Annotated in this window: 17 protein-coding genes; 13 read left to right on the top strand and 4 right to left on the bottom strand. The window is 37.2% G+C overall.

Translation table 11 applies throughout. The features are described from left to right. The first annotated feature begins 10 nt into the window (after nt 1-10). From KI343_RS15095 to KI343_RS15080, 4 genes are all read left to right on the top strand, one after another. A complete protein-coding gene (locus KI343_RS15095) occupies nt 11-3,097 on the top strand; it encodes an AAA family ATPase (RefSeq protein WP_212927252.1) in 3,087 nt (1,028 codons plus the stop codon). 154 nt (nt 3,098-3,251) lie between these two features. Continuing rightward, a complete protein-coding gene (locus tag KI343_RS15090) occupies nt 3,252-4,418 on the top strand; it encodes a hydroxymethylglutaryl-CoA synthase (RefSeq protein ID WP_212927251.1) in 1,167 nt (388 codons plus the stop codon). A gap of 492 nt (nt 4,419-4,910) precedes the next feature. Then, nucleotides 4,911-5,960 (top strand): FUSC family protein, encoded by a 1,050-nt coding sequence (locus KI343_RS15085; RefSeq protein ID WP_212927250.1) that lies wholly within the window; start codon nt 4,911-4,913, stop codon nt 5,958-5,960. Between the two features lie 255 nt (nt 5,961-6,215). Beyond that, the gene (locus KI343_RS15080; protein ID WP_212927249.1) at nt 6,216-6,404 is read left to right on the top strand and encodes a hypothetical protein; all 189 of its coding nucleotides are present in this window, start codon (nt 6,216-6,218) and stop codon (nt 6,402-6,404) included. 90 nt (nt 6,405-6,494) lie between these two features. On the opposite strand, the gene KI343_RS15075 is transcribed toward KI343_RS15080, so the two are convergent. Together KI343_RS15075 and KI343_RS15070 are read right to left on the bottom strand one after the other, a co-directional pair. Further along, complete coding sequence (locus KI343_RS15075; protein ID WP_212927248.1) at nt 6,495-7,970, bottom strand: sodium:solute symporter family protein; 1,476 nt, start codon at nt 7,968-7,970, stop codon at nt 6,495-6,497. Next, on the bottom strand, nt 7,967-8,149 hold the full coding sequence (locus KI343_RS15070) for a hypothetical protein (RefSeq protein WP_212927247.1): 183 nt from the start codon (nt 8,147-8,149) through the stop codon (nt 7,967-7,969). The genes KI343_RS15075 and KI343_RS15070 overlap by 4 nt, the downstream gene beginning before the upstream one ends. 179 nt (nt 8,150-8,328) lie before the next feature. Between KI343_RS15070 and KI343_RS15065 the strand changes: the two genes are divergently transcribed. Beyond that, complete coding sequence (locus KI343_RS15065; RefSeq protein ID WP_212927246.1) at nt 8,329-9,186, top strand: YtnP family quorum-quenching lactonase; 858 nt, start codon at nt 8,329-8,331, stop codon at nt 9,184-9,186. Nucleotides 9,187-9,309: 123 nt separating this feature from the next. Here KI343_RS15065 and KI343_RS15060 read toward each other — a convergent pair whose 3' ends face one another. Continuing rightward, nucleotides 9,310-9,624 (bottom strand): PepSY domain-containing protein, encoded by a 315-nt coding sequence (locus tag KI343_RS15060; RefSeq protein ID WP_212927245.1) that lies wholly within the window; start codon nt 9,622-9,624, stop codon nt 9,310-9,312. A 178-nt stretch (nt 9,625-9,802) separates the two neighbouring features. Between KI343_RS15060 and KI343_RS15055 the strand changes: the two genes are divergently transcribed. Both KI343_RS15055 and KI343_RS15050 read left to right on the top strand, forming a co-directional pair. Beyond that, nucleotides 9,803-10,867, top strand: coding sequence for a M42 family metallopeptidase (locus KI343_RS15055; RefSeq protein WP_212927244.1), 1,065 nt, complete (start codon nt 9,803-9,805; stop codon nt 10,865-10,867). 3 nt (nt 10,868-10,870) lie between these two features. Next, entirely contained in the window at nt 10,871-11,380 is a 510-nt protein-coding gene (locus tag KI343_RS15050; protein WP_212927243.1) for a DUF84 family protein, read from the top strand. 62 nt (nt 11,381-11,442) lie between these two features. Here the strand turns inward: KI343_RS15050 and KI343_RS15045 are convergent, their stop codons facing one another. Continuing rightward, the gene (locus tag KI343_RS15045; RefSeq protein WP_212927242.1) at nt 11,443-11,883 is read right to left on the bottom strand and encodes a YtoQ family protein; all 441 of its coding nucleotides are present in this window, start codon (nt 11,881-11,883) and stop codon (nt 11,443-11,445) included. A 150-nt stretch (nt 11,884-12,033) separates the two neighbouring features. Between KI343_RS15045 and KI343_RS15040 the strand changes: the two genes are divergently transcribed. The 6 genes from KI343_RS15040 (at nt 12,034) to KI343_RS15015 (ending at nt 19,415) form a co-directional block, all read left to right on the top strand. Further along, a complete protein-coding gene (locus KI343_RS15040; RefSeq protein ID WP_374705446.1) occupies nt 12,034-12,390 on the top strand; it encodes a thioredoxin family protein in 357 nt (118 codons plus the stop codon). A gap of 15 nt (nt 12,391-12,405) precedes the next feature. Next, the gene (locus tag KI343_RS15035) at nt 12,406-13,215 is read left to right on the top strand and encodes a DUF1444 domain-containing protein (protein WP_212927240.1); all 810 of its coding nucleotides are present in this window, start codon (nt 12,406-12,408) and stop codon (nt 13,213-13,215) included. 11 nt (nt 13,216-13,226) lie between these two features. Next, nucleotides 13,227-13,832 (top strand): YtpR family tRNA-binding protein, encoded by a 606-nt coding sequence (gene ytpR / locus KI343_RS15030; RefSeq protein ID WP_212927239.1) that lies wholly within the window; start codon nt 13,227-13,229, stop codon nt 13,830-13,832. Between the two features lie 290 nt (nt 13,833-14,122). Continuing rightward, the gene (locus tag KI343_RS15025; RefSeq protein WP_244856991.1) at nt 14,123-16,627 is read left to right on the top strand and encodes a DNA translocase FtsK; all 2,505 of its coding nucleotides are present in this window, start codon (nt 14,123-14,125) and stop codon (nt 16,625-16,627) included. 505 nt (nt 16,628-17,132) lie between these two features. Continuing rightward, on the top strand, nt 17,133-18,428 hold the full coding sequence (murC, locus tag KI343_RS15020; RefSeq protein ID WP_212927238.1) for a UDP-N-acetylmuramate--L-alanine ligase: 1,296 nt from the start codon (nt 17,133-17,135) through the stop codon (nt 18,426-18,428). A 573-nt stretch (nt 18,429-19,001) separates the two neighbouring features. Further along, nucleotides 19,002-19,415 (top strand): DUF948 domain-containing protein, encoded by a 414-nt coding sequence (locus tag KI343_RS15015; protein WP_212927237.1) that lies wholly within the window; start codon nt 19,002-19,004, stop codon nt 19,413-19,415. The last annotated feature ends 6 nt before the right edge of the window (nt 19,416-19,421 follow it).

Genomic DNA, 19,421 nt, shown 5'->3' with positions numbered 1-19,421 from the left:
TGAAAAGAAAATGCAGCCATTACAATTAACATTAAATGCTTTTGGGCCGTATAAAGAAAAAGAAGTCATTGATTTCTCGGAACTCCAGGGGAATACACTCTTTGTGATTTCTGGAAAGACAGGTGCAGGGAAAACGACATTGTTTGATGGAATAGCATTTGCCTTATTTGGAAAAGCAAGCGGCTCTGACAGAGATGACCAGCGAATGCTACGCAGTGATTTCGCAGATGAAGATGTCCATACATCTGCTGAACTTGTCTTTCAAATACAGGATAAAACGTATCGGATTTTTCGCCAGCTTGGTCATGTTAAAAAAGGAAACAAGAGCAAAACAGGGGATAAATGTGAATTTTATGAAGTACGTGAAGAGGGAGAAGTCCCTTGTGTAGATAGGCAGATTGTGAGTGAAATTGACCAGAGAATAGAAGAGATTATTGGATTGACTCCTGACCAATTTAAGCAAATTGTTATGCTACCGCAGGGAGAATTTCGGAAATTACTTACCTCTGGAACGGAGAATAAAGAAGAAATTCTGAGGCGGTTATTCAAAACCGAGCATTATAAATATATGAATGATGTCCTTAGAGAAAAGAAATCTAAATTAGAAGCCGAAAATCAGCGTATTATAAATCGAATGGAACAGCTGCGTACGCAAATCTTCTCTTTAAATCTTCCAGATGATTCTTCTATACATGAATTAGCCAAAAGAGAGTATGTTAATACGAATCAAATTATAGAAGTTTTAGAAATAGAATTAAAAAAGAATGAACAAGCTATTTTAGAGATGGATGAATATTATAAAAAGGCAACAAAACAGCAAGAATCGACTCAAAATCAACTCTTTCAGGTCAAGCAGGTAAATGAACAATTTAGAGAATTAGAGATGTACCGGGACCGTTTATTAGAGTGGAAAGAACAAGCAAAGGAAATGGGCACGTTAAAAGAGGAGTTGTTTGCTGCAGAACAAGCAAAATTTATTATTCCTTATGAACAACAATTAAACGATGCACGTAAAGAATTTCAAGAAGGCAGCGAAGCATTGCGGCAGTTAGAAGCTCAACAAGAAAAGATGAAAAATCAGAAACAACAGGCAGAAGACGATTTTAAAAAGGAACAGGAAAATGCAGGGGAACGCGAGAAACTTTCCATAGAAGTAAACCGTTTAGAAGGATTCTTACCGGTTGTGAAAGAATTAGAGAAAAAAAGACAAGATATTCAGTTATTAGCCGGACAATTAAAGCAAGGGAAAGAACGTTTAGAAATAGCAAAGGTGCACCATGAAAAACGTAGTAGACATATTGATCAATTAGAGAAAGAAGAAAAGGTATTAGAAACAGATATAGAAAAGCTGGGTTCACTGAAAGATGAATTAAGAGTGCTCCGAGAACAAGCGATGTTAATGAAAAAATACGATACAAAATTAAAACAGATAAAAAAAGGGCAAGAAGAGCTCAGGCAAAAAGAAGCCATCTATCTGCAAGCCGAAGAAACGTATCGCCGGTTAGAACAAGCTTGGATGGCGAATCAGGCACATGTGCTGGCTGTACGCTTACACCAAGGAGAAGCATGTCCAGTCTGTGGGAGCTTCGAACATCCCTCTCCAGCAGTAACGAGGGAAGCAGAAGTTACAAAAGAGCAGTTAGAGCAAGCGAAGAAGTTTATGGAAGAGAAGGAATCTATTTGGCGCGAACAAAATGCAACAATTAAGTCTCACCAATCAGAAAGTAATGAATTAGAGCAGGAACTTATGCACCATCATCTTGAATTATCCAATCCAGAACAGAGCTATTCTGCAATGGTAGAAAAAGGGAAGAAGAAAAAAGCTGAAGAAGATCGTCTGGAGAAATCGAAAGTACGTTTAGCCGATTGTAAGAAAGAATTGGCGAAAGAGCGTGAAGAACAAAAGCAAAGTGACAAAGCACTTCAGGAACAAACGAACCAAGTCAGTCAACTCCAGTCCGATTATCAAAGTAACCAGGCAGTTTATCAGCAACAAATAATGCAGATACCTGAAAATTTACGTGTTCTTTCCGAACTAGAATCCGAAATTAACAAACTAATGGTGAAGAAACGACGTTTTGAACAGCGTTGGAATGATGTGCAAGAAAAGTACAGACAAGTGCATGAAGCATTTACAAAATGGACAACTGATTTACATCACCTGCGAGAAAATCAAGCAAAATCTAATCAAAAAGTGGAAGAATTACAGAAAATCTTTCAAGAAAAATTAGAGCAAGCAGCTTTTACCGAAAAAGGATATCAGGAAGCGAAATGGGACGAAGCAACTTACCAATCCGTAAAACAACAGCTGGTGGCCTATGAAAAACAAGGATATCAATTAGAGAAACAAATTGCTGAGCTGCAGAAAAAGCTAGAAAATAAGTCACAACAAGATGAATCACAAATAGAAGCAGCTTTGGATAAATGGAAGCAAGAAGTCAAAGAAAGTCTTGAAAAACTACAGCAGCTCCAGCAAGAGAAGAAGGATATGACTTTTTATTCAACGCAATTACAGGACTTTCATCTCCAATCTGCAGATATGGAGAAGAAGCGGATGGTGGTCACCGATTTATATGATACATTACGGGGGCAAAATCCAAGGAAAGTCTCTTTTGAACGATATTTGCAAATGGAGTATCTAGATCAAATTATTGAGGCGGCAAATCTCCGGTTAAATGATCTTTCCAATGGTCAATTTTACCTGACAAGAAGTGACCGCCAAGAAGCGCGAGGAAAACAGAGTGGTCTTGGATTAGACGTTTATGATCAATACACAGGGCAGGCAAGAGATGTTAAGACGATGTCTGGCGGTGAGAAATTTCATGCCTCTCTTTGCCTTGCGCTTGGTATGAGCGATGTCATTCAAAGCTTCCAAGGTAATATTGTAATTCAGACAATGTTTATTGATGAAGGTTTTGGTTCGCTGGACGAAGAGTCCCTGCGAAAAGCAATTGATGCACTTATTCAGTTGCAACGATCCGGAAGAATGATAGGCGTCATTTCTCACGTGCAAGAACTGAAAGATGTTTTCCCGGCAACAATCGAAGTTCATAAAACAAAGGAAGGTTATAGTAAAACAGAGATAGTGGTTAAATGATTGAGTTTTTAGCATGTCCTAGAGGTAATCTTAGATACACCGCTTTCTGGTTTGCTTTTTAAACGGCGTTTATATTAGTATTTAATTATTGTATTTTTCGACAGTATTCCTTTTTATATAGTTAATTATAGAAAGAAGAAGGGCAGGAATAATAGTGAAGATTGGAATTGACAAACTAGGATTTTACGCACCGCATCTTTATGTAGATATGAATGATTTAGCAATAGAACGAGGCATTGACCCAGGAAAATTTACAATTGGTCTTGGGCAAGATCAAATGGCTGTACCGCCGGTTACGCAAGACCCTGTTTCTTTAGCTGCTAATGCAGCGGCACAAATTTTAGATAACGAAGATAAGGATGCCATTGATTTAGTTATTTTTGGAACAGAATCTGGTGTCGATCATTCTAAATCAGCTGCTGTTTATGTACATCAATTATTAGAGCTAAATCCCAGAGCACGTTCTATCGAGTTAAAACAGGCATGTTATGGCGCGACAGCAGGAATACAAATGGCAAAAGGACATATTGCGCTGCACCCAGACAAGAAAGTACTGGTTTTAGCTTCGGATATTGCACGCTATGGTTTAAATACACCGGGCGAATCTACACAAGGGGCCGGTGCTGTTGCCATTTTACTAAGCGCTGATCCCAATTTAATAGAATTGGAAAGTGAAAGCACGTATTATACAGAAGATATTATGGATTTCTGGAGACCGGTATACTCTACAACAGCGTATGTAGATGGGAAATATTCAAATGAACAATATATCGCCTTCTTCCAAAAAGTATGGAAAGACTATCAAGAACAAACAGGTAGAAGCTTAGAAGATTTCGCTGCAATAGCCTTTCATTTACCATATACAAAAATGGGTTGGAAAGCGCTCCGCACGGTGATTGAAGATGCACCGGAGGAAGTACAGGAAAGACTAAAAAATAATTATCAAATTAGTACAATATATAACCGTAATGTAGGAAATATTTATACAGGTTCTCTTTATCTCAGCTTGCTCTCGCTGTTAGAGAATCAAGAGGAGTTAAAAGCAGGAGATAGAATTGGCTTGTATAGTTATGGATCTGGGGCGGTCGGCGAGTTTTTCTCTGGCAAGCTTCAGCCTGGATTTAAAAAACAGCTTCAAGTAACAGATCATAAAGCATTGTTTGAAAACAGAAAATGTATTCCTGTAGCAACTTATGAGAAAGTATTTGAAGAATCGTTACCTACAGATGGCAGCGAAAAACAGCTGAATGTTGAAGAAGATCCAGCAAAAATTTGTTTAGCTGGCGTAAGAGATCATATTCGCAGTTACGTCGTGAAATAATAACATAAAACATAAAGTGCGTGTTCAAAAAGGAGGATAAAAAGGACCGAGAAGTTCAAGGCGGCGCAGATTTGAGCACCGGAGTGTACATCAAAAGGTACATGAGGAGCGGAAAAGCAAGCCAACGAGCTTCCACAGGAGGTGGTGACTTCTACGTTGCCCACACGACGTGGGCGACTTTAGTAGAAGTTCCTTTTCCCGAAGTGTCATTTTTACCGGACTTTTTGAACTCCTCATAAAGACTCCTAAACAATGTGTTTAGGAGTTTTTGTTGTTTCAATAGGAAGGTCGTACCATTGAAATCCAAAAAGGTGGAATAGAAGATTTCAAAATGTATAATTAGGGTATAGTGAAGCATATCATGAAAGTTGGAGGGTATTCTAATGGTGAAAAATAAAAAATGGAGCATTTGTTAAAGGATGAGCAAATGCGAGTTTTCTAATGACACGTCTGATTGAAAGCTGTATACTACTTCTAGTGAGGTGCAGATGAATGGAATTTAATATTGGCCCTAGGATGTTAAAAACAGGGCTGGCAGTAACATTAACATTATTAATTACAAGCCTTTTTGAGATGCAATATGCTGTTATTGCAGCAATTGCATCTGTAGTAGCGATGCAGCCATCTATTATGCGATCGTTTAATTATATTAAAGAAGTAGTTGTTGGAAACTCTGTCGGGGCTGCACTAGCAATATTAGGAGTGTTTTTACTTGGCAGTCATCCTATCTCCGTCGGTGCAGTAGTTATTTTATCGATTGCGATTAATATAAAGCTGGGATTAACCAAAACAGTAAATTTAACGGTATTAACCATCGTCAGTATGATGGTAGCAAGTGAAGGAGATCATATTAATTTTATATATATTTTATCCCGTGTGTCGCTTGTAGCTATTGGAGTGCTTTCTGCATTTATTGTGAATGTATTCGTTAATCCTCCAAACCATCAAAAGATTCTGTTTCAGATGATTAAGGAAGCCAGCGAAAGCTCTCATTTTCTGTTGCGTGTGATACCGAGCAATACAATGAGTGTACCGCAAATACGTGATGAAGAAAGAAAAGTAGAGAAACAAATAAACAAAATAAGAGATTATTTTGATATTATTACGGACGAAAAAAATAGACTGTTTATTCGGAAGCGGAGAGCCTTTTTCAGAAATATCGTTATCTATAAGCAAATGATCCGAGTGCTGCGAAAAAAACATACGTTAATTGTGGAATTGGAGAAGAATCTGAAAGAAATTGAACAGCTGGCCAGCGGAAAGTCTTTTTTAATTAAGAAATTGGTTAGTGAAATTAATAACTATAGTGAAAATGTTTTTCTCATGTATGAAGACCGCATTGTGCTGGATAGAGATTTACAAAAAGAAACAAAGCAAGCAATGGGTGTAACCATTAATAATTTAATTGAGGCATTACAGGGAACAGATTATGAAAAATGGCATTATGTCTTTCCTGTGGCAAATAGTATTATTGAGCTATTTTACGAGTTAGATAAATTAGAGAAATACGTTCGAAAAAAAGAATTACATGAAGCGGAATAAATGAGCTGTACAGATGTAAAGCGAAAGAGACTGAGACAAAAGTATTTTTTATCCAGCAACTTCCGAACATACTTTGTGCCAATACCCGCTTCAAATAATTACTCCACTCGATCAGCATATTGTTCGACTTACAGATGATACACTTTCTTTTTGTTTCAACCTCTTTGCACATTAGGGGAAGTATAAAAAACAGGTATAGATTCTCCCACTTTTTCATATAATAATACTATATGATAAAAAAAGGGGGAGTATGTATTGGTGTGTTTTTTATCTCATCATGAGTTAGAAAATCTTTACTATATGTATGAAAGATGTGAGGAAGCTTATCAAACCCTCATGCAAAGAAAACAAGAGCAAATACATCCAACATTGCAAACGCAAATAGATGAGCAAATGGGAATCGTGAAGGAACGGCAACGTCAATTGCTTTCTTCCCTAACATAAAACAGCGTGTAGTATTTTTAACTACACGCTGTTTTTTTCCTTATTTTTAAGGCGCCTCAGCAAAATCTGTCGTTGCTATCGATTTTGATATTAACTCAAGTTTTTCTTATAAACATTATCTTGTATATAATCAATAAATTCATCTGCTTTTTGTTTTGGTGCTTTCGTAAATAAGCTAACACTAATGAATAGCAGGGAAGATAGTATAAGTCCCCATAGACCGGATGCTAATCCGAACGGTTTAATCTGGAAAAGTTCAATAATCAATACTGCTATCCCGGGGATGATAACACTTGCTAATACTGCAATGGCTGTTCCTTTTTTCCAAAAGAAGGCCCCGATTATTGCGGGGACAACAACAATTAAACCTGCAGAAGAAGCAACAGATAATACGGCGATTAAATTCAATTGTAAATTTGCGAAAAAATAGGCCATTATAGCAATAATTGGGATGACAATTTTTCCAAGCTTCAGCTGTGCGCGATCTGCAGATTCCTTCTTAATATTCCCATAAACATCTTTGGCAAACATCGATGATAAGGTAAGTAGAATGGAATCAATGGTTGAAACAGCTGCTGCAATAATACCTACCATAACAATGACACCAAGGACGGGAGGTATTGCAGAGGAAGTTAATACAACAGATGTTGCTAAATCAGGATTTCCTAAGCCGGGCTCTAATAAGAAGGCTGAATAGCCCCAGAAAATAGAAACAAATGTATAAATAAAGCCGAATATCATAAATCCTAGCAGCATATGACGCATGCTCTTTAAAGATGCAGGCATAAACAAACGCTGACTAACTTGAGGATTAGAAATACTAAAGAAGAACCACGGTATTGTTAATCCGATAAAAGTTAAAAAGCTGAAAAAGCCGTTTCCGGGTACAGTCAGCAGCTCAGGATGATTGGTTTCTAACTTTTGAACAAAAACGGTAAACCCGCCTAGTTCATGAATTAAAAAAAGTACAACGAAAGTGGAACCAATAATCATAAAGAGTGACTGCAGGGAATCTGTCCATGCCACAGAACGTATACCCGCGATGTAAGCAAAAATAATTGCTAAAACTGTGGCAATAATTACTCCAGTATGAAAGGAAATTTGTTGATTTGAAATGCCCTGCAGCAAGTAACCTACGCCGGCTAATTGTACTGCACTATATGGAATAAGAAAAAGACAGTTACTAATCGCAATGGTAATAGCTACAGCTTTACTTTGGTAGCGATTACCAATCATTTGAGATGGAGTTATGTAACCATATTTTTTCCCGACAATCCAAAAACGAGGACCAAAAAATGCGATTAACGATACACCCATTAAGTAAATTAGTTCAAAACCTAAGGCTCCTACACCTCCACTATAGGTAAGTCCCGCTAATCCAACTAACATAAACGCACTATATGTCGTCGCACTGTAACTTAAAGCAGAAACAAAGCCTCCAAGTTTACGATCTCCTAAAAAATAAGCCCCCATATTTGTCTGTTTGCCAGTTCGAGATAAAAAAGCGATAAATAGAGATATAACGAAATAAATTCCTAGCCCCCACCATATTAATGATACATTCATTCTTCATTGCTCCAATCTTTTGTCAGTATTGCGTTGCATGCGATTACAATTAAGGTTAATATCGGCCAAAAAAGCATGCTCCCGTACCATTTTTCCACGCTACTAAGAAACGTAAAAGGAATGATAAAGGCAGCGAGAACAATAGTACCAATAAGAATTGCCCAGTTTTTTTCCTTCATACCTATACCTCCGCTCATATATGTGATTTGATTCACAAGAAATGAAATGTGAATTCGTTAACAATCATAGCAGATAGTTTATTAATTTGCCATATTTTTTAAATAGTGAAAATCACTTTTTGACAGCGTTTGCAAATAAGGTTTCTATCAGATAAACTAAGGGGAAAGGGAGGGTGAAGATGGAAACCTTACAAGTTGGCAGAGCAAAACTTACATGGCTAAATGGTGGCGTAACACATCTTGACGGGGGAGCTATGTTTGGCGTCGTGCCCAAAGAGTTATGGGCGAAAAAATATCCGTATAATGAAAAAAATCAAATTGAACTGCGCACAGATCCTATTTTCTTGGAGCTGGATGGGTTCAATATACTGATTGATTCAGGAATTGGTTGGAATAAACTTTCTGACAAGCAGAAAAGAAACTTTGGTGTATTAGAGGAAACGAAAATAGAAAAGTCCTTATTAGAATTAGGGCTTACTGAAAATGATATTCATATGGTTTTAATGACGCATCTCCATTATGATCATGCAAATGGTTTAACGAAGGTTGCCGGTAAAGAAGCATATGAGTCTGTGTTTAAAAAAGCCAAAATTTATGTTTCGCAAACAGAATGGGATGAGATGCAGCATCCTAATATACGATCTGTGAATACCTACTGGGAGAAAAATTGGAAGCCGATCGTGAATCAAGTTCATTTATTTAGAGAGGAAATAGAGGTTCTGCCAGGATTATCGATGATTCATACAGGCGGGCATAGTGATGGGCATGCAATTATCCGTTTTCAGGATGGAGAGGATTGTTTTTTACATATGGCTGATATTATGCCAACGCATGCACATCAAAATAAGCTTTGGGTTCTTGCATATGATGATTATCCAGTACAGTCCGTGCTGCAAAAAGAATATTGGTTGGAGCAGGGCTATCGGAATAATACCTGGTTTACTTTTTATCATGATGCTTATTACCGGGCAATCCGATGCAATGAAGAAGGGAGAAAAATAGACCAAGTTGAACGTGTTCGCTATGCCTATAAATAAAATCAATATAAAAGAGCAGCTTGTCTTCAAAGAGAAAGCTGCTCTATATATAAATATGTGTCACACATTGATCAGGTTATTCTTCGCTCTATTAAAAAATACGGAAATCCGCAGGAATAGATATTAGACAGCTTCTTCTGTATCAATCACAGCGCCCGTTTCAACATCTACATAAAAATCATACTGCTTGTTCGTGCCATCAATATTTCTTGTTACTCCGCCACGGTATACATCATAAAGCAGACCATTTCTTTCTAATTCTTCTGGTTTCATATAAATCCAAGAACCGCTGATAGGTCCTTTACGTTTAAACATTTCTTTCGCATGATCTAATGCTTTTTCTGGTGTGACTTTCATTTGATTATTTACTTGTTCACGAGCAAGATAGCCGACTGCAACGCCAATTGCTGCTGCAAGTAATACCTTTTTTTTACTCAATTTATTCACCTCTATTAGTAAATTTCAATGTCTAGTATAAATGTAGTATATCGCACCCAGACGGAAAAATACAAACAATTGAACATTATTACTGGAAAGAATTTGACTTTTTCGAGTATACTTGCAGTAGTGACAATACCATTTTTCATGGGTGAAGTAATGCATAGGAGGCTTTTTAATGAATAAAGAAACATTAGCTTTATTTAAGAATTTAACCGAATTGCAAGGAGCTCCAGGAAATGAGCATGCTGTTCGTAATTTTATGAGGCAAGAGTTAGAAAAGTATTCGGATGAAATTATTCAAGATAATTTAGGCGGTATATTTGGCGTGAAAGATGGAAAAGGTCCTAGAGTAATGGTAGCTGGTCATATGGATGAAGTCGGCTTTATGGTAACGCAAATTACGGATAATGGAATGATTCGTTTTCAAACTCTAGGCGGCTGGTGGAATCAAGTGATGCTGGCTCAGCGTGTACAAGTTATGACAAAAAATGGACCGATTACAGGTGTTATTGGATCCATTCCTCCGCATTTATTGACAGATGCACAACGCAGGAAGCCGATGGAAATAAAAAATATGTTAATTGATATTGGAGCGGATGATAAGGAGGATGTAGCACGTATTGGTGTACGTCCAGGAGATACCATTGTTCCAATTACGCCATTTGAACCACTGGCTAATGAGAAAAAAATATTAGCAAAAGCTTGGGATAACCGCTACGGATGCGGGCTGGCTATTGAACTTTTAAAAGAACTGCAAGGGGAAACATTGCCTAACCAGCTTTATTCTGGTGCGACTGTACAGGAAGAAGTGGGATTACGCGGAGCTCAAGTAGCAGCTAATATGATAAAACCGGATATTTTTTATGCATTAGATGCTTCTCCAGCAAATGATGCATCAGGAGATAAGAAAGCATTTGGCCAATTAGGGAAGGGAGCATTATTGCGTATCTTTGACGGGACGATGGTTACACATAAAGGAATGCGAGAATTCGTATTAGATACTGCTGAATCAAACGATATTCCTTATCAATATTTTGTTTCTCCAGGCGGAACGGATGCAGGGAGGGTTCATTTGACTGGTGACGGTGTCCCTTCTGCGGTTGTTGGCATTTGTTCAAGATATATTCATACGTCAGCGTCTATTATTCATGTAGATGATTATGCAGCTGCCAAAGAATTATTGATTAAGCTTGTTAAATCTACAGATGACCAGCTTATATCTCAATTAAAAGAGGCTTAAAACGTGGCATCTATTATTATTGGCTCGGAAAATCCAACAAAAGTACAGGCAGCAAGAAACGTTTTTTCAACTTATGAAGTAAAAGCTTTAAACGTTCCTTCTCTTGTTTCTGCGCAACCTTTTTCTGATGAAGAAACACGTATCGGTGCAATCAACCGTGCGAAGGCGTGCGTATCTAGTCAGTCTCATGCGATAGGGATTGGCCTAGAAGGAGGAGTGATGTATATAGACGATACGTTATTCCTCTGTAACTGGGGTGCTTTAGCCACAGCGGACGGCCAGCTATTCACAGCCAGTGGAGCAAGGATTGCCCTTCCTAAAGAGATTGAGTACGAACTTGAAAAAGCCGGCGAATTAAGCATTGTGATGGACGCATATACCAAAAAAGCAAATGTCCGCAAACATGAAGGGGCAATTGGGATATTTACGGATAATCTTGTATCAAGAGAAAATATGTTTACGCATGTTGTACAGCTTTTAAAAGGTCAATTTGATTTTGTAAATAAAAAATAAACGGACAAAAAACAGGCTGGAAGGCCTGTTTTTTTGCACTGTTCGTTCTCTAAGTCTAACGATTATTCATAAATATAGGAAATAACGTCTAATGCTTGCTCTACCGTCTCCACTGTAATATTTGCTTTATTCGAAAGTTCTTTTAAAGGATGGATTAATTTTTCCGGGCGAATAATGATGGTTGGTTTTCCTAAAGATATAGCTGTACTAGCATCCATCGCTGTGTTCCATTGTTTATATGATTCTCCAAATAATGCGATTACCACATCTGATTTTTGCATTAAAACCTGTGTCCGAAAGTTATTGACACTTGAAGCAGCATCATCGCGATGAAAGTTGGTCGGTTGTTTTCCTAAAATAGCTTCCCCAATGTCATCGGAACGATCATGATTCGTTTGTGGGGAAACAAAAGTAAGCGGCAGATTTTTTTCTTCGGCAAGCTTTTTAACTTCCTCTCTCCAATTATCATGAATTTGTCCGGCTAGGTATACAGTTAAATTCATTCCAATCCCTCCAAATCAATGTTATCTTATATAGTATATAGTAAATGTTTTTCTTGGTATTGTTAAGTTTTTTGACTAATATAAATTAAAAAACTATTTTTAAGTGGATTTTCTATATTTGGAGAAGGTAACATTATTGAAACAATACCAATAGAAAGCTATGATAGAGAAAAAGAAAGGATGTTTAAAATGAAAGAATTACGATCAAAAGAACAATTTAACGAATATATTCAAGAAGGACCTGTTGTCTTTTTATTTACTGCAGGATGGTGCCCAGATTGCCGCGTGATTGAGCCTGTATTACCTGAAATAGAAGAAGCATATGCTCAATTTGAATTTGTGGAAGTGAATCGAGATAATTTTATAGAATTATGTCAGGAACATGATATTTATGGTATACCAAGTTTTCTTGCTTTTGAAAAAGGAGAAGAGCTTGGCAGGTTTGTAAGTAAAGATCGTAAAACAAAAGAAGAAATTGAATCCTTTTTAGACGGGCTCAAGAAGTAGGTAGGAGGCAATTTTATGGCAAAAATGACAAGCATCAAGATGAAGCGCCTGCTAGAGGATGAGCTGAAAAATCCAAATTATCGAATTGTGTACAAGCGTGATGATGATGCTTTACGTATTGAGTGGAAAGAATCTAATGAAGGAATGACTGTTGCTCTCCCTAATCTAATTGCTAAGTACAACGAGCGTGGGCAAGAAGCTGTAGATGAGATCGTGGAGCATGTCAATGAAGCACTGAATATCATGAATGATACGCAGCATCTAAAAGGGATGGAGAAGCAAATCTTTCCTGTATTGCGTTCTCCTTCTTTTCCAACGGAAACAAAATCTAAGAAGAAGCTGGTTTTTAAAGAGCATACTGCGGAAACCAGAATTTTCTATGCGCTAGATTTAGGAAAGTCCTATCGATTGATTGATGAGGATTTATTGGAGGAAGAAGGCTGGTCTAACACGCGATTAGATGAAATAGCGAGTTTTAATATCCGCTCTTTATCGCATGAACCGAAATTAGATCAGGTTGCAGGAAATGACTTTTATTTTTTAGCAACACAAGATGGTTATGATGCAAGCAGAATCTTAAATGAAGCATTTTTAGAAGAGATGCTTGCAAATGCGAAAGGGGAATTAACGGTTGCTGTTCCCCATCAGGACGTTCTTATTTTGGCTGATATTCAAAATAAAGCTGGATATGATATTTTAGCACAAATGACAATGAAGTTTTTTGCAGAAGGAAGAATACCAATTACTTCTTTACCATTTGTTTATGAGAATAAAAAATTAGAGCCAATATTCATATTGGCAAAAAATAGACCGGAAAAGAATTAGGAGTGAAAGAAATGGATGTTTTTTATAATCATCAAGGAATTGGAGATGTACTCATTATTCCAATTAAAGAAGGAAACCGATATGAAATAAAGAAAGAAACAAATGACGTTGTTACGAAAATAACTTCCACAGATGGCGAAGTGCTTGGCTATAATATCTTCCAGGCTTCCAAATACTTTGAGTTAGATGGAAAAAATGGTGCTATCCCTTTAACGGAGGAGTTCCTAGAAGAAATTCGTACATTATTTGAGCAAAAAGGAATCGATGACCCCCTCGAATTTGATTTGAGCCCGAAATTTGTAGTAGGATTTGTAAAATCCAAACAGGCTCATGAAAATGCGGATAAATTAAGCGTATGTCAAATTGATGTTGGAGAAGAGACCTTGCAAATTGTTTGTGGAGCTCCAAATATTGCGGAAGGTCAAAAGGTTGTTGTTGCCAAAGTAGGTGCTACCATGCCAAGCGGTATGAAAATAAAAGCATCTGAGTTAAGAGGCGTACCATCATACGGAATGGTTTGTTCACAAAAAGAGTTAGGTTTACCTAATGCACCGCAAGAAAAAGGTATCTATGTATTGGACGACGCTTATCGTATCGGTGATGAATTTACATTTTAACTTGCCTAATTCTATGGTGGTCAACTAATCGCGTTTATAGAAAGAAATTTGACGCAGTAAAAATTGTACAGTGCTAAGTGTAAGAAAATATAAACGTTTTGCGGCAGGGCGAGAAGTCGCAACTCTAAAACGGGCGCTTTGCGCTTTTAGTTCAAAATCCCTTGTGCCTGCAGGGGATTTTTTACAGCAATAGAAGCGGAAAACGAATTTGAAATTTATAGCAGTGAGAATGTAAATGTCTTTTAAAAACTGCTAAAATAAACAGTATGAACAATTAAGGAAATGAGTGAATGCATATGTGGTGGGAGCAATGGAAAGAACGGCTCAAAAACATATTTACAAAGGAAATAGAAGTAGAGGAAATGATTGAGGTTGAAGTAGAAGACGCTGAAAAACAACCAAATATCCAAACAAAAATGACATACCATTATCCTTCTAGCCAGTCATTTAAGTTTCCGGTAATTCCAGATACTGTTGACCAAAAAAAAGAACAGGTAATAGATAAACAGCCTAGTTTTAAACGAAGAAGTCCAGATAGTGTGCGTAGAAGAAGAGAAACAGATACGGAAACAAATCAAGAAAGTAAACGTTCATTGCCACGGCAACGAAGAGAAAATCCTATGCGTAATTCATCACCAATAGAAGATACGCCTGGCAGAAAAATTTACAAGAAAAATCCAGATGTTCCTTTCCAGCCAACTGAGGTACCTTCTCCGATTTATGGTTTTCAACAAAGAGAATCTAAAATTATTCACGAAGTACCTGCTTATCAACGAAAGGAATCAAAATACCAAGAAAAAATGATAAATAATAATGAAGTAGCTAGTACTTTACAAAATACAACGATTCATCCAAAAGCTTCTCCTTCCACAATAAGAGAAGAGCCGGTTACTGAGAGCAAAGAGGTTTCCGATCATTCGAAGAAAGAAAATACGGTTATTTACACGAATGAAAAGAAAGATAAACTAGACAACCAGAATCATAGGATACGAAGGAATACATCGTCAGAGCCAGTAAACGAAGAACAGAGAGTGTCTAGCACTCCGGAAGAGAAGGAAACAAAAGAATACCCAGCGAAAGAGGTATCTTCTAAACGGGAAGAAAAATCAATCTCACAAAAAAGAAATCCAATTCATACAACTTCTAGGAACCGAACAACGCTATCTAATCAGCAAACAAATACCGCAAGTGCTTTTAATGTCATGATGACGCCGCGCGATAAAAAAAACCTATATGAGCAGAAGAAGCGGGAAGAAACCTTTCAACGTCTCCAAGAAGCACATCAAAAGCGGGAAGAAGAGTTGCGTAAAGTAGAGGAAAAAATAGACCGAACACAGATTGAAAAAGAAGATACAAAGAGAACTTCAGCTGAGGCAATGAGTGAACCGCAAACAAGAAATGTTCCTTTACACTTATTAAATGATCCACCCTCCAAAACAACAGGGGATGAAGAGTGGCTGATAGATCAACAAAATCTGCTTGAAGAAACATTGAAGCATTTTCAAGTGAAAGCAAAAGTTGTTAAAGCTACTCAGGGACCTTCTGTGACACGTTTTGAGGTGCATCCAGAGATGGGAGTAAAGGTAAGTAAAATTAAAAATCTAGCGGATGATTTAAAATTGAATATGTCAGCTAAAGATATTCGTATTGAGGCACCTATTCCTGGTAAGAATACAGTAGGAATCGAGGTTCCTAATCTTCATCCTGAAATGGTAGGAATCCAACGTATTATTGAATCAGACGATTTTAAAAATAGCCGTTCACCTTTGAATGTGGCCTTGGGTCTGACGATTGAAGGAATGCCTAAAGTCATCGATATTAATAAAATGCCACATGGTTTGATTGCAGGGGCAACTGGATCAGGAAAAAGTGTCTGTATTAATACAATTCTGGTAAGTTTAATTTATAATGCCAGCCATGAGGATGTCAGGATTCTTTTAATTGATCCCAAAATGGTCGAGCTTGCTCCGTATAATGGCATCCCGCACCTAGTTTCTCCAGTAATTACAGACGTAAAGGCTGCTACGCAAAGTCTTAAATGGGCTGTGGCAGAAATGGAGGATCGTTATGAGCGCTTTGTAAGTGAAGGGGTCAGAGATATAGGGCGGTACAACCAAAAGATGCTGCGTGAAGGGAAAACAGATCAAAAGATGCCGTTTATTGTGATTGTTATTGATGAATTAGCAGATTTGATGATGATGTCCCCTCAAGATGTGGAAGATGCAATTAGCAGGATTGCTCAAAAAGCCAGAGCATGCGGTATTCATTTACTGCTAGCAACACAACGTCCTTCCGTGGATGTTATTACAGGTTTGATTAAAGCAAATATTCCTACAAGAATTGCGTTTAGTGTATCTTCTCAAGTAGATTCACGAACCATAATTGATTCCAGCGGTGCAGAGAAATTACTTGGAAAAGGAGATATGCTTCTTGTAGAGAATGGTGCTGGAAAAAGTGTTCGATTACAAGGGCCATTTGTGTCCGATGAAGAAATCGAACGTGTAGCAAATTATGCAAAATCTATGGCTGAACCACAGTATCTATTTGAACAAGAAGAACTGTTGGAGCAAATACAGATAGATGAAGAGGAAGATGAACTTCTGGAAGATGCCATTGACTTTGTATTACAACAGAATAGTGCCAGTACGTCTTCCTTGCAAAGACACTTTAAAATAGGTTATAACCGTGCAGCTAGATTAATTGATTCGTTAGAACAGCGCGGAATTATTTCTGGACAAAATGGAAGCCGGGCTCGGGAAGTCTTGATTACGAAAACACAGAGAGACAGTATGTAAACTGTCTCTTATTTCGTGGCTTTATCTCCTAAGTAAAGGAAGTTCGACTAATGTCGAATCACCCCCAAAGAACGGGGGCGCAATCTCTACGTTTTTAAACGGGCGCTCTGCGCTTTTTGTTTTTATGTAGCTGATAATGGTGAAAAAAGTTGCCATAATCCTTAAAAGTTACTAAAATATAAAGGGAGCTTTCAAAAAAAGGAAGACGATATTAGACAGAAGCACATTTAATACATTATCTGTATAGAATGAGATAGAAGTATCCGTTTGTGCAGGGAAGTATATTTCTTATTTGAGTATGTTTCAAAGAATGAATAAGTGATCGAAAGCAAAATTTCGATGTAACATTTTTATTGGCTTTTTGAACATTCTCTTTAAAAGAAGGTATTTATTTGTTATAATCCACTGAATGGGACTACGGTTACTCGTCCCCAAAGAGCAGCTGTTAATAACAGATTAAATGATATGAAAATGAATAGATGAAAAAACGTTGGAGGTTCGTTTTATGACAACTTACCATTTTATCGGTATAAAAGGAACAGGGATGAGCGCGTTAGCACAAATCCTTTATGATTCAGGTGAAAAGGTGCAGGGATCAGATATAGATAATCGTATCTTTACCCAAGTGTCTTTAGAAGAAAAAAATATCCCTATTCTTTCTTTCTCAAAGGATAATATTCAACCAGATTATACGATTATTGCTGGGAATGCTTTTTCTGAAGAGCATGTAGAAATAAAAGAAGCAAAAGAGCAGGGCTGTAAATTTTATTGGTATCATGAATTTTTAGGTGAATGGCTGAAACAATATACAAGTATTGCAGTCACAGGTGCGCATGGGAAAACAACAACTACAGGATTATTATCGCATGTTTTAGAAAGTGCTTATCCAATTTCTTATTTAATCGGGGATGGTACAGGACGTGGACATGTTGATAGTAAATATTTTGTTTTCGAAGCATGCGAATATCGCCGACACTTTTTAAGCTATGAACCAGACTATGCTATTATGACAAATATTGATTTTGATCATCCTGACTATTTTACAAGTTTAGGTGACGTTGTTGATGCTTTTCAATCGATGGCTGATCGCGTCAAAAAAGGAATTGTTGCCTGTGGTGATGATGAAGAGTTGCAAGGCATACACACAAAAGTTCCAATTATTTATTATGGATTTAATGAAACAAATGATTTTCAAGCGAAAAATATTGTAGAGACAGAGCATGGTACAGAATTCGATGTCTATGTTCGTAGCACCTACTATGAACATTTCTTTATTCCTACATTTGGGAACCATACTATCTTAAATTCACTTGCAGTAATTGCGATTTGTCATTATGAAGGCATCCCGGTAGAATGTATGAAGGAAATAGGCAATTTTAAAGGAGTAAAGCGCCGCTTCACAGAGAAGGAAATAGGTTCTCAAGTGGTAGTAGACGACTATGCGCATCATCCCAAAGAAATTGCAGTAACCATTGAAACAGCCCGAAAAAAATATCCGAATAAAGAAGTGGTTGCTATTTTTCAGCCGCATACATTTACGCGAACAAAAACATTTTTACAAGAATTTGCAGACAGCTTAAATCAAGCTGATAAAGTTTATTTATGCGATATTTTTGGATCGGCTCGTGAGCAATCCGGGCAATTAACAATTGAAGACTTACAGAACCTTATTTCCGATAGTGATATTTTAAATTTAGAGCATACGAGTGTTCTACAAGAATATAAAGATAGTGTGTTAATCTTTATGGGTGCGGGAGATATTCAAAAATTCCAGAAATCCTATGAAGAGACATTTGCGTAATAAATATAAAACAAGAAAAAGCAGTGATGTAACATATCCCTGCTTTTTCTTATAATACAGGAAATTCGATGCGCTCTATTTTTGATCAACAAAGAAACTCCTTTTTATGGGTGAAGTTTAGGATACCCAAACCCAACCGTCCAGCAACTTACTTAGCTTTTTCAGCTTCGAGCAATAGGAAGACTTTGTGACTGACTGCCAAGCTAACAGGCACAAATAAGGCCACAGGCGCACTCATGCTTGTGCTGAAATCAAACATCCGTCCGAAGTAATGGCAGGCCGACTAAACCTTAGCTAAGGCCTATCGTCGCCATACCGTCGCTATACCCTTAAAAGGACATGTTTTCTTGATTACGAGTAAATAGATTCAAGTTGTATTTAAACGGAAAAATAAGATACAATAGAGATAAGGATTAAATCTTTTTAAGTGAAAGGTAGTTTATGCCGAGAAAATTCCGGGTAAAAATAAACTATAGTGCGTGTTGGACAAGCAAGCCCTAAAAATACATACTATCCCTTATGAAGAATTTAATCGACACAGACGAACAAGTAAAAAAGGAGTTGATATAGCTTATGGAAGTTATCCTTTATAGTGCACTAGCGATTGCGATAATAGCCTTGCTTATTTTAATTATTTACTTAGTTATATTATTAGTTAATACAAAAAAAACGATGGATCAAGTTCTTGAAACTTTAGGCAGGATTAATCATCAAGTTAAAGACGTTGCTGCTGATGCAAATCAGGTCGTTGACAGATCAAAAGGATTAGTAGACGATTTAACTCAAAAATCGAGTCAACTCGATGGTTTAATTCTGGGAGCAAAGGGAATAGGTGATACAGTAGAAGACTTTAATAAGTCATTACAGCAATTATCCAATATTATTTCTAAGCACTCAAAAGAAGATCAAGAAAAAGCTGCCCAAGCTGTAAAATGGGGGGCTTCTATCTTTGAGTATTGGAATAGAAGAAAAACGAACTCTAATTAAATCTTA

It is taken from the genome of Oceanobacillus sp. J11TS1, from assembly GCF_018333215.1.
Taxonomy (GTDB): domain Bacteria; phylum Bacillota; class Bacilli; order Bacillales; family Amphibacillaceae; genus Oceanobacillus.
The sequence above is the reverse complement of the archived record's forward strand: the minus strand, read 5'-3'. Positions and strand labels throughout refer to the sequence as shown.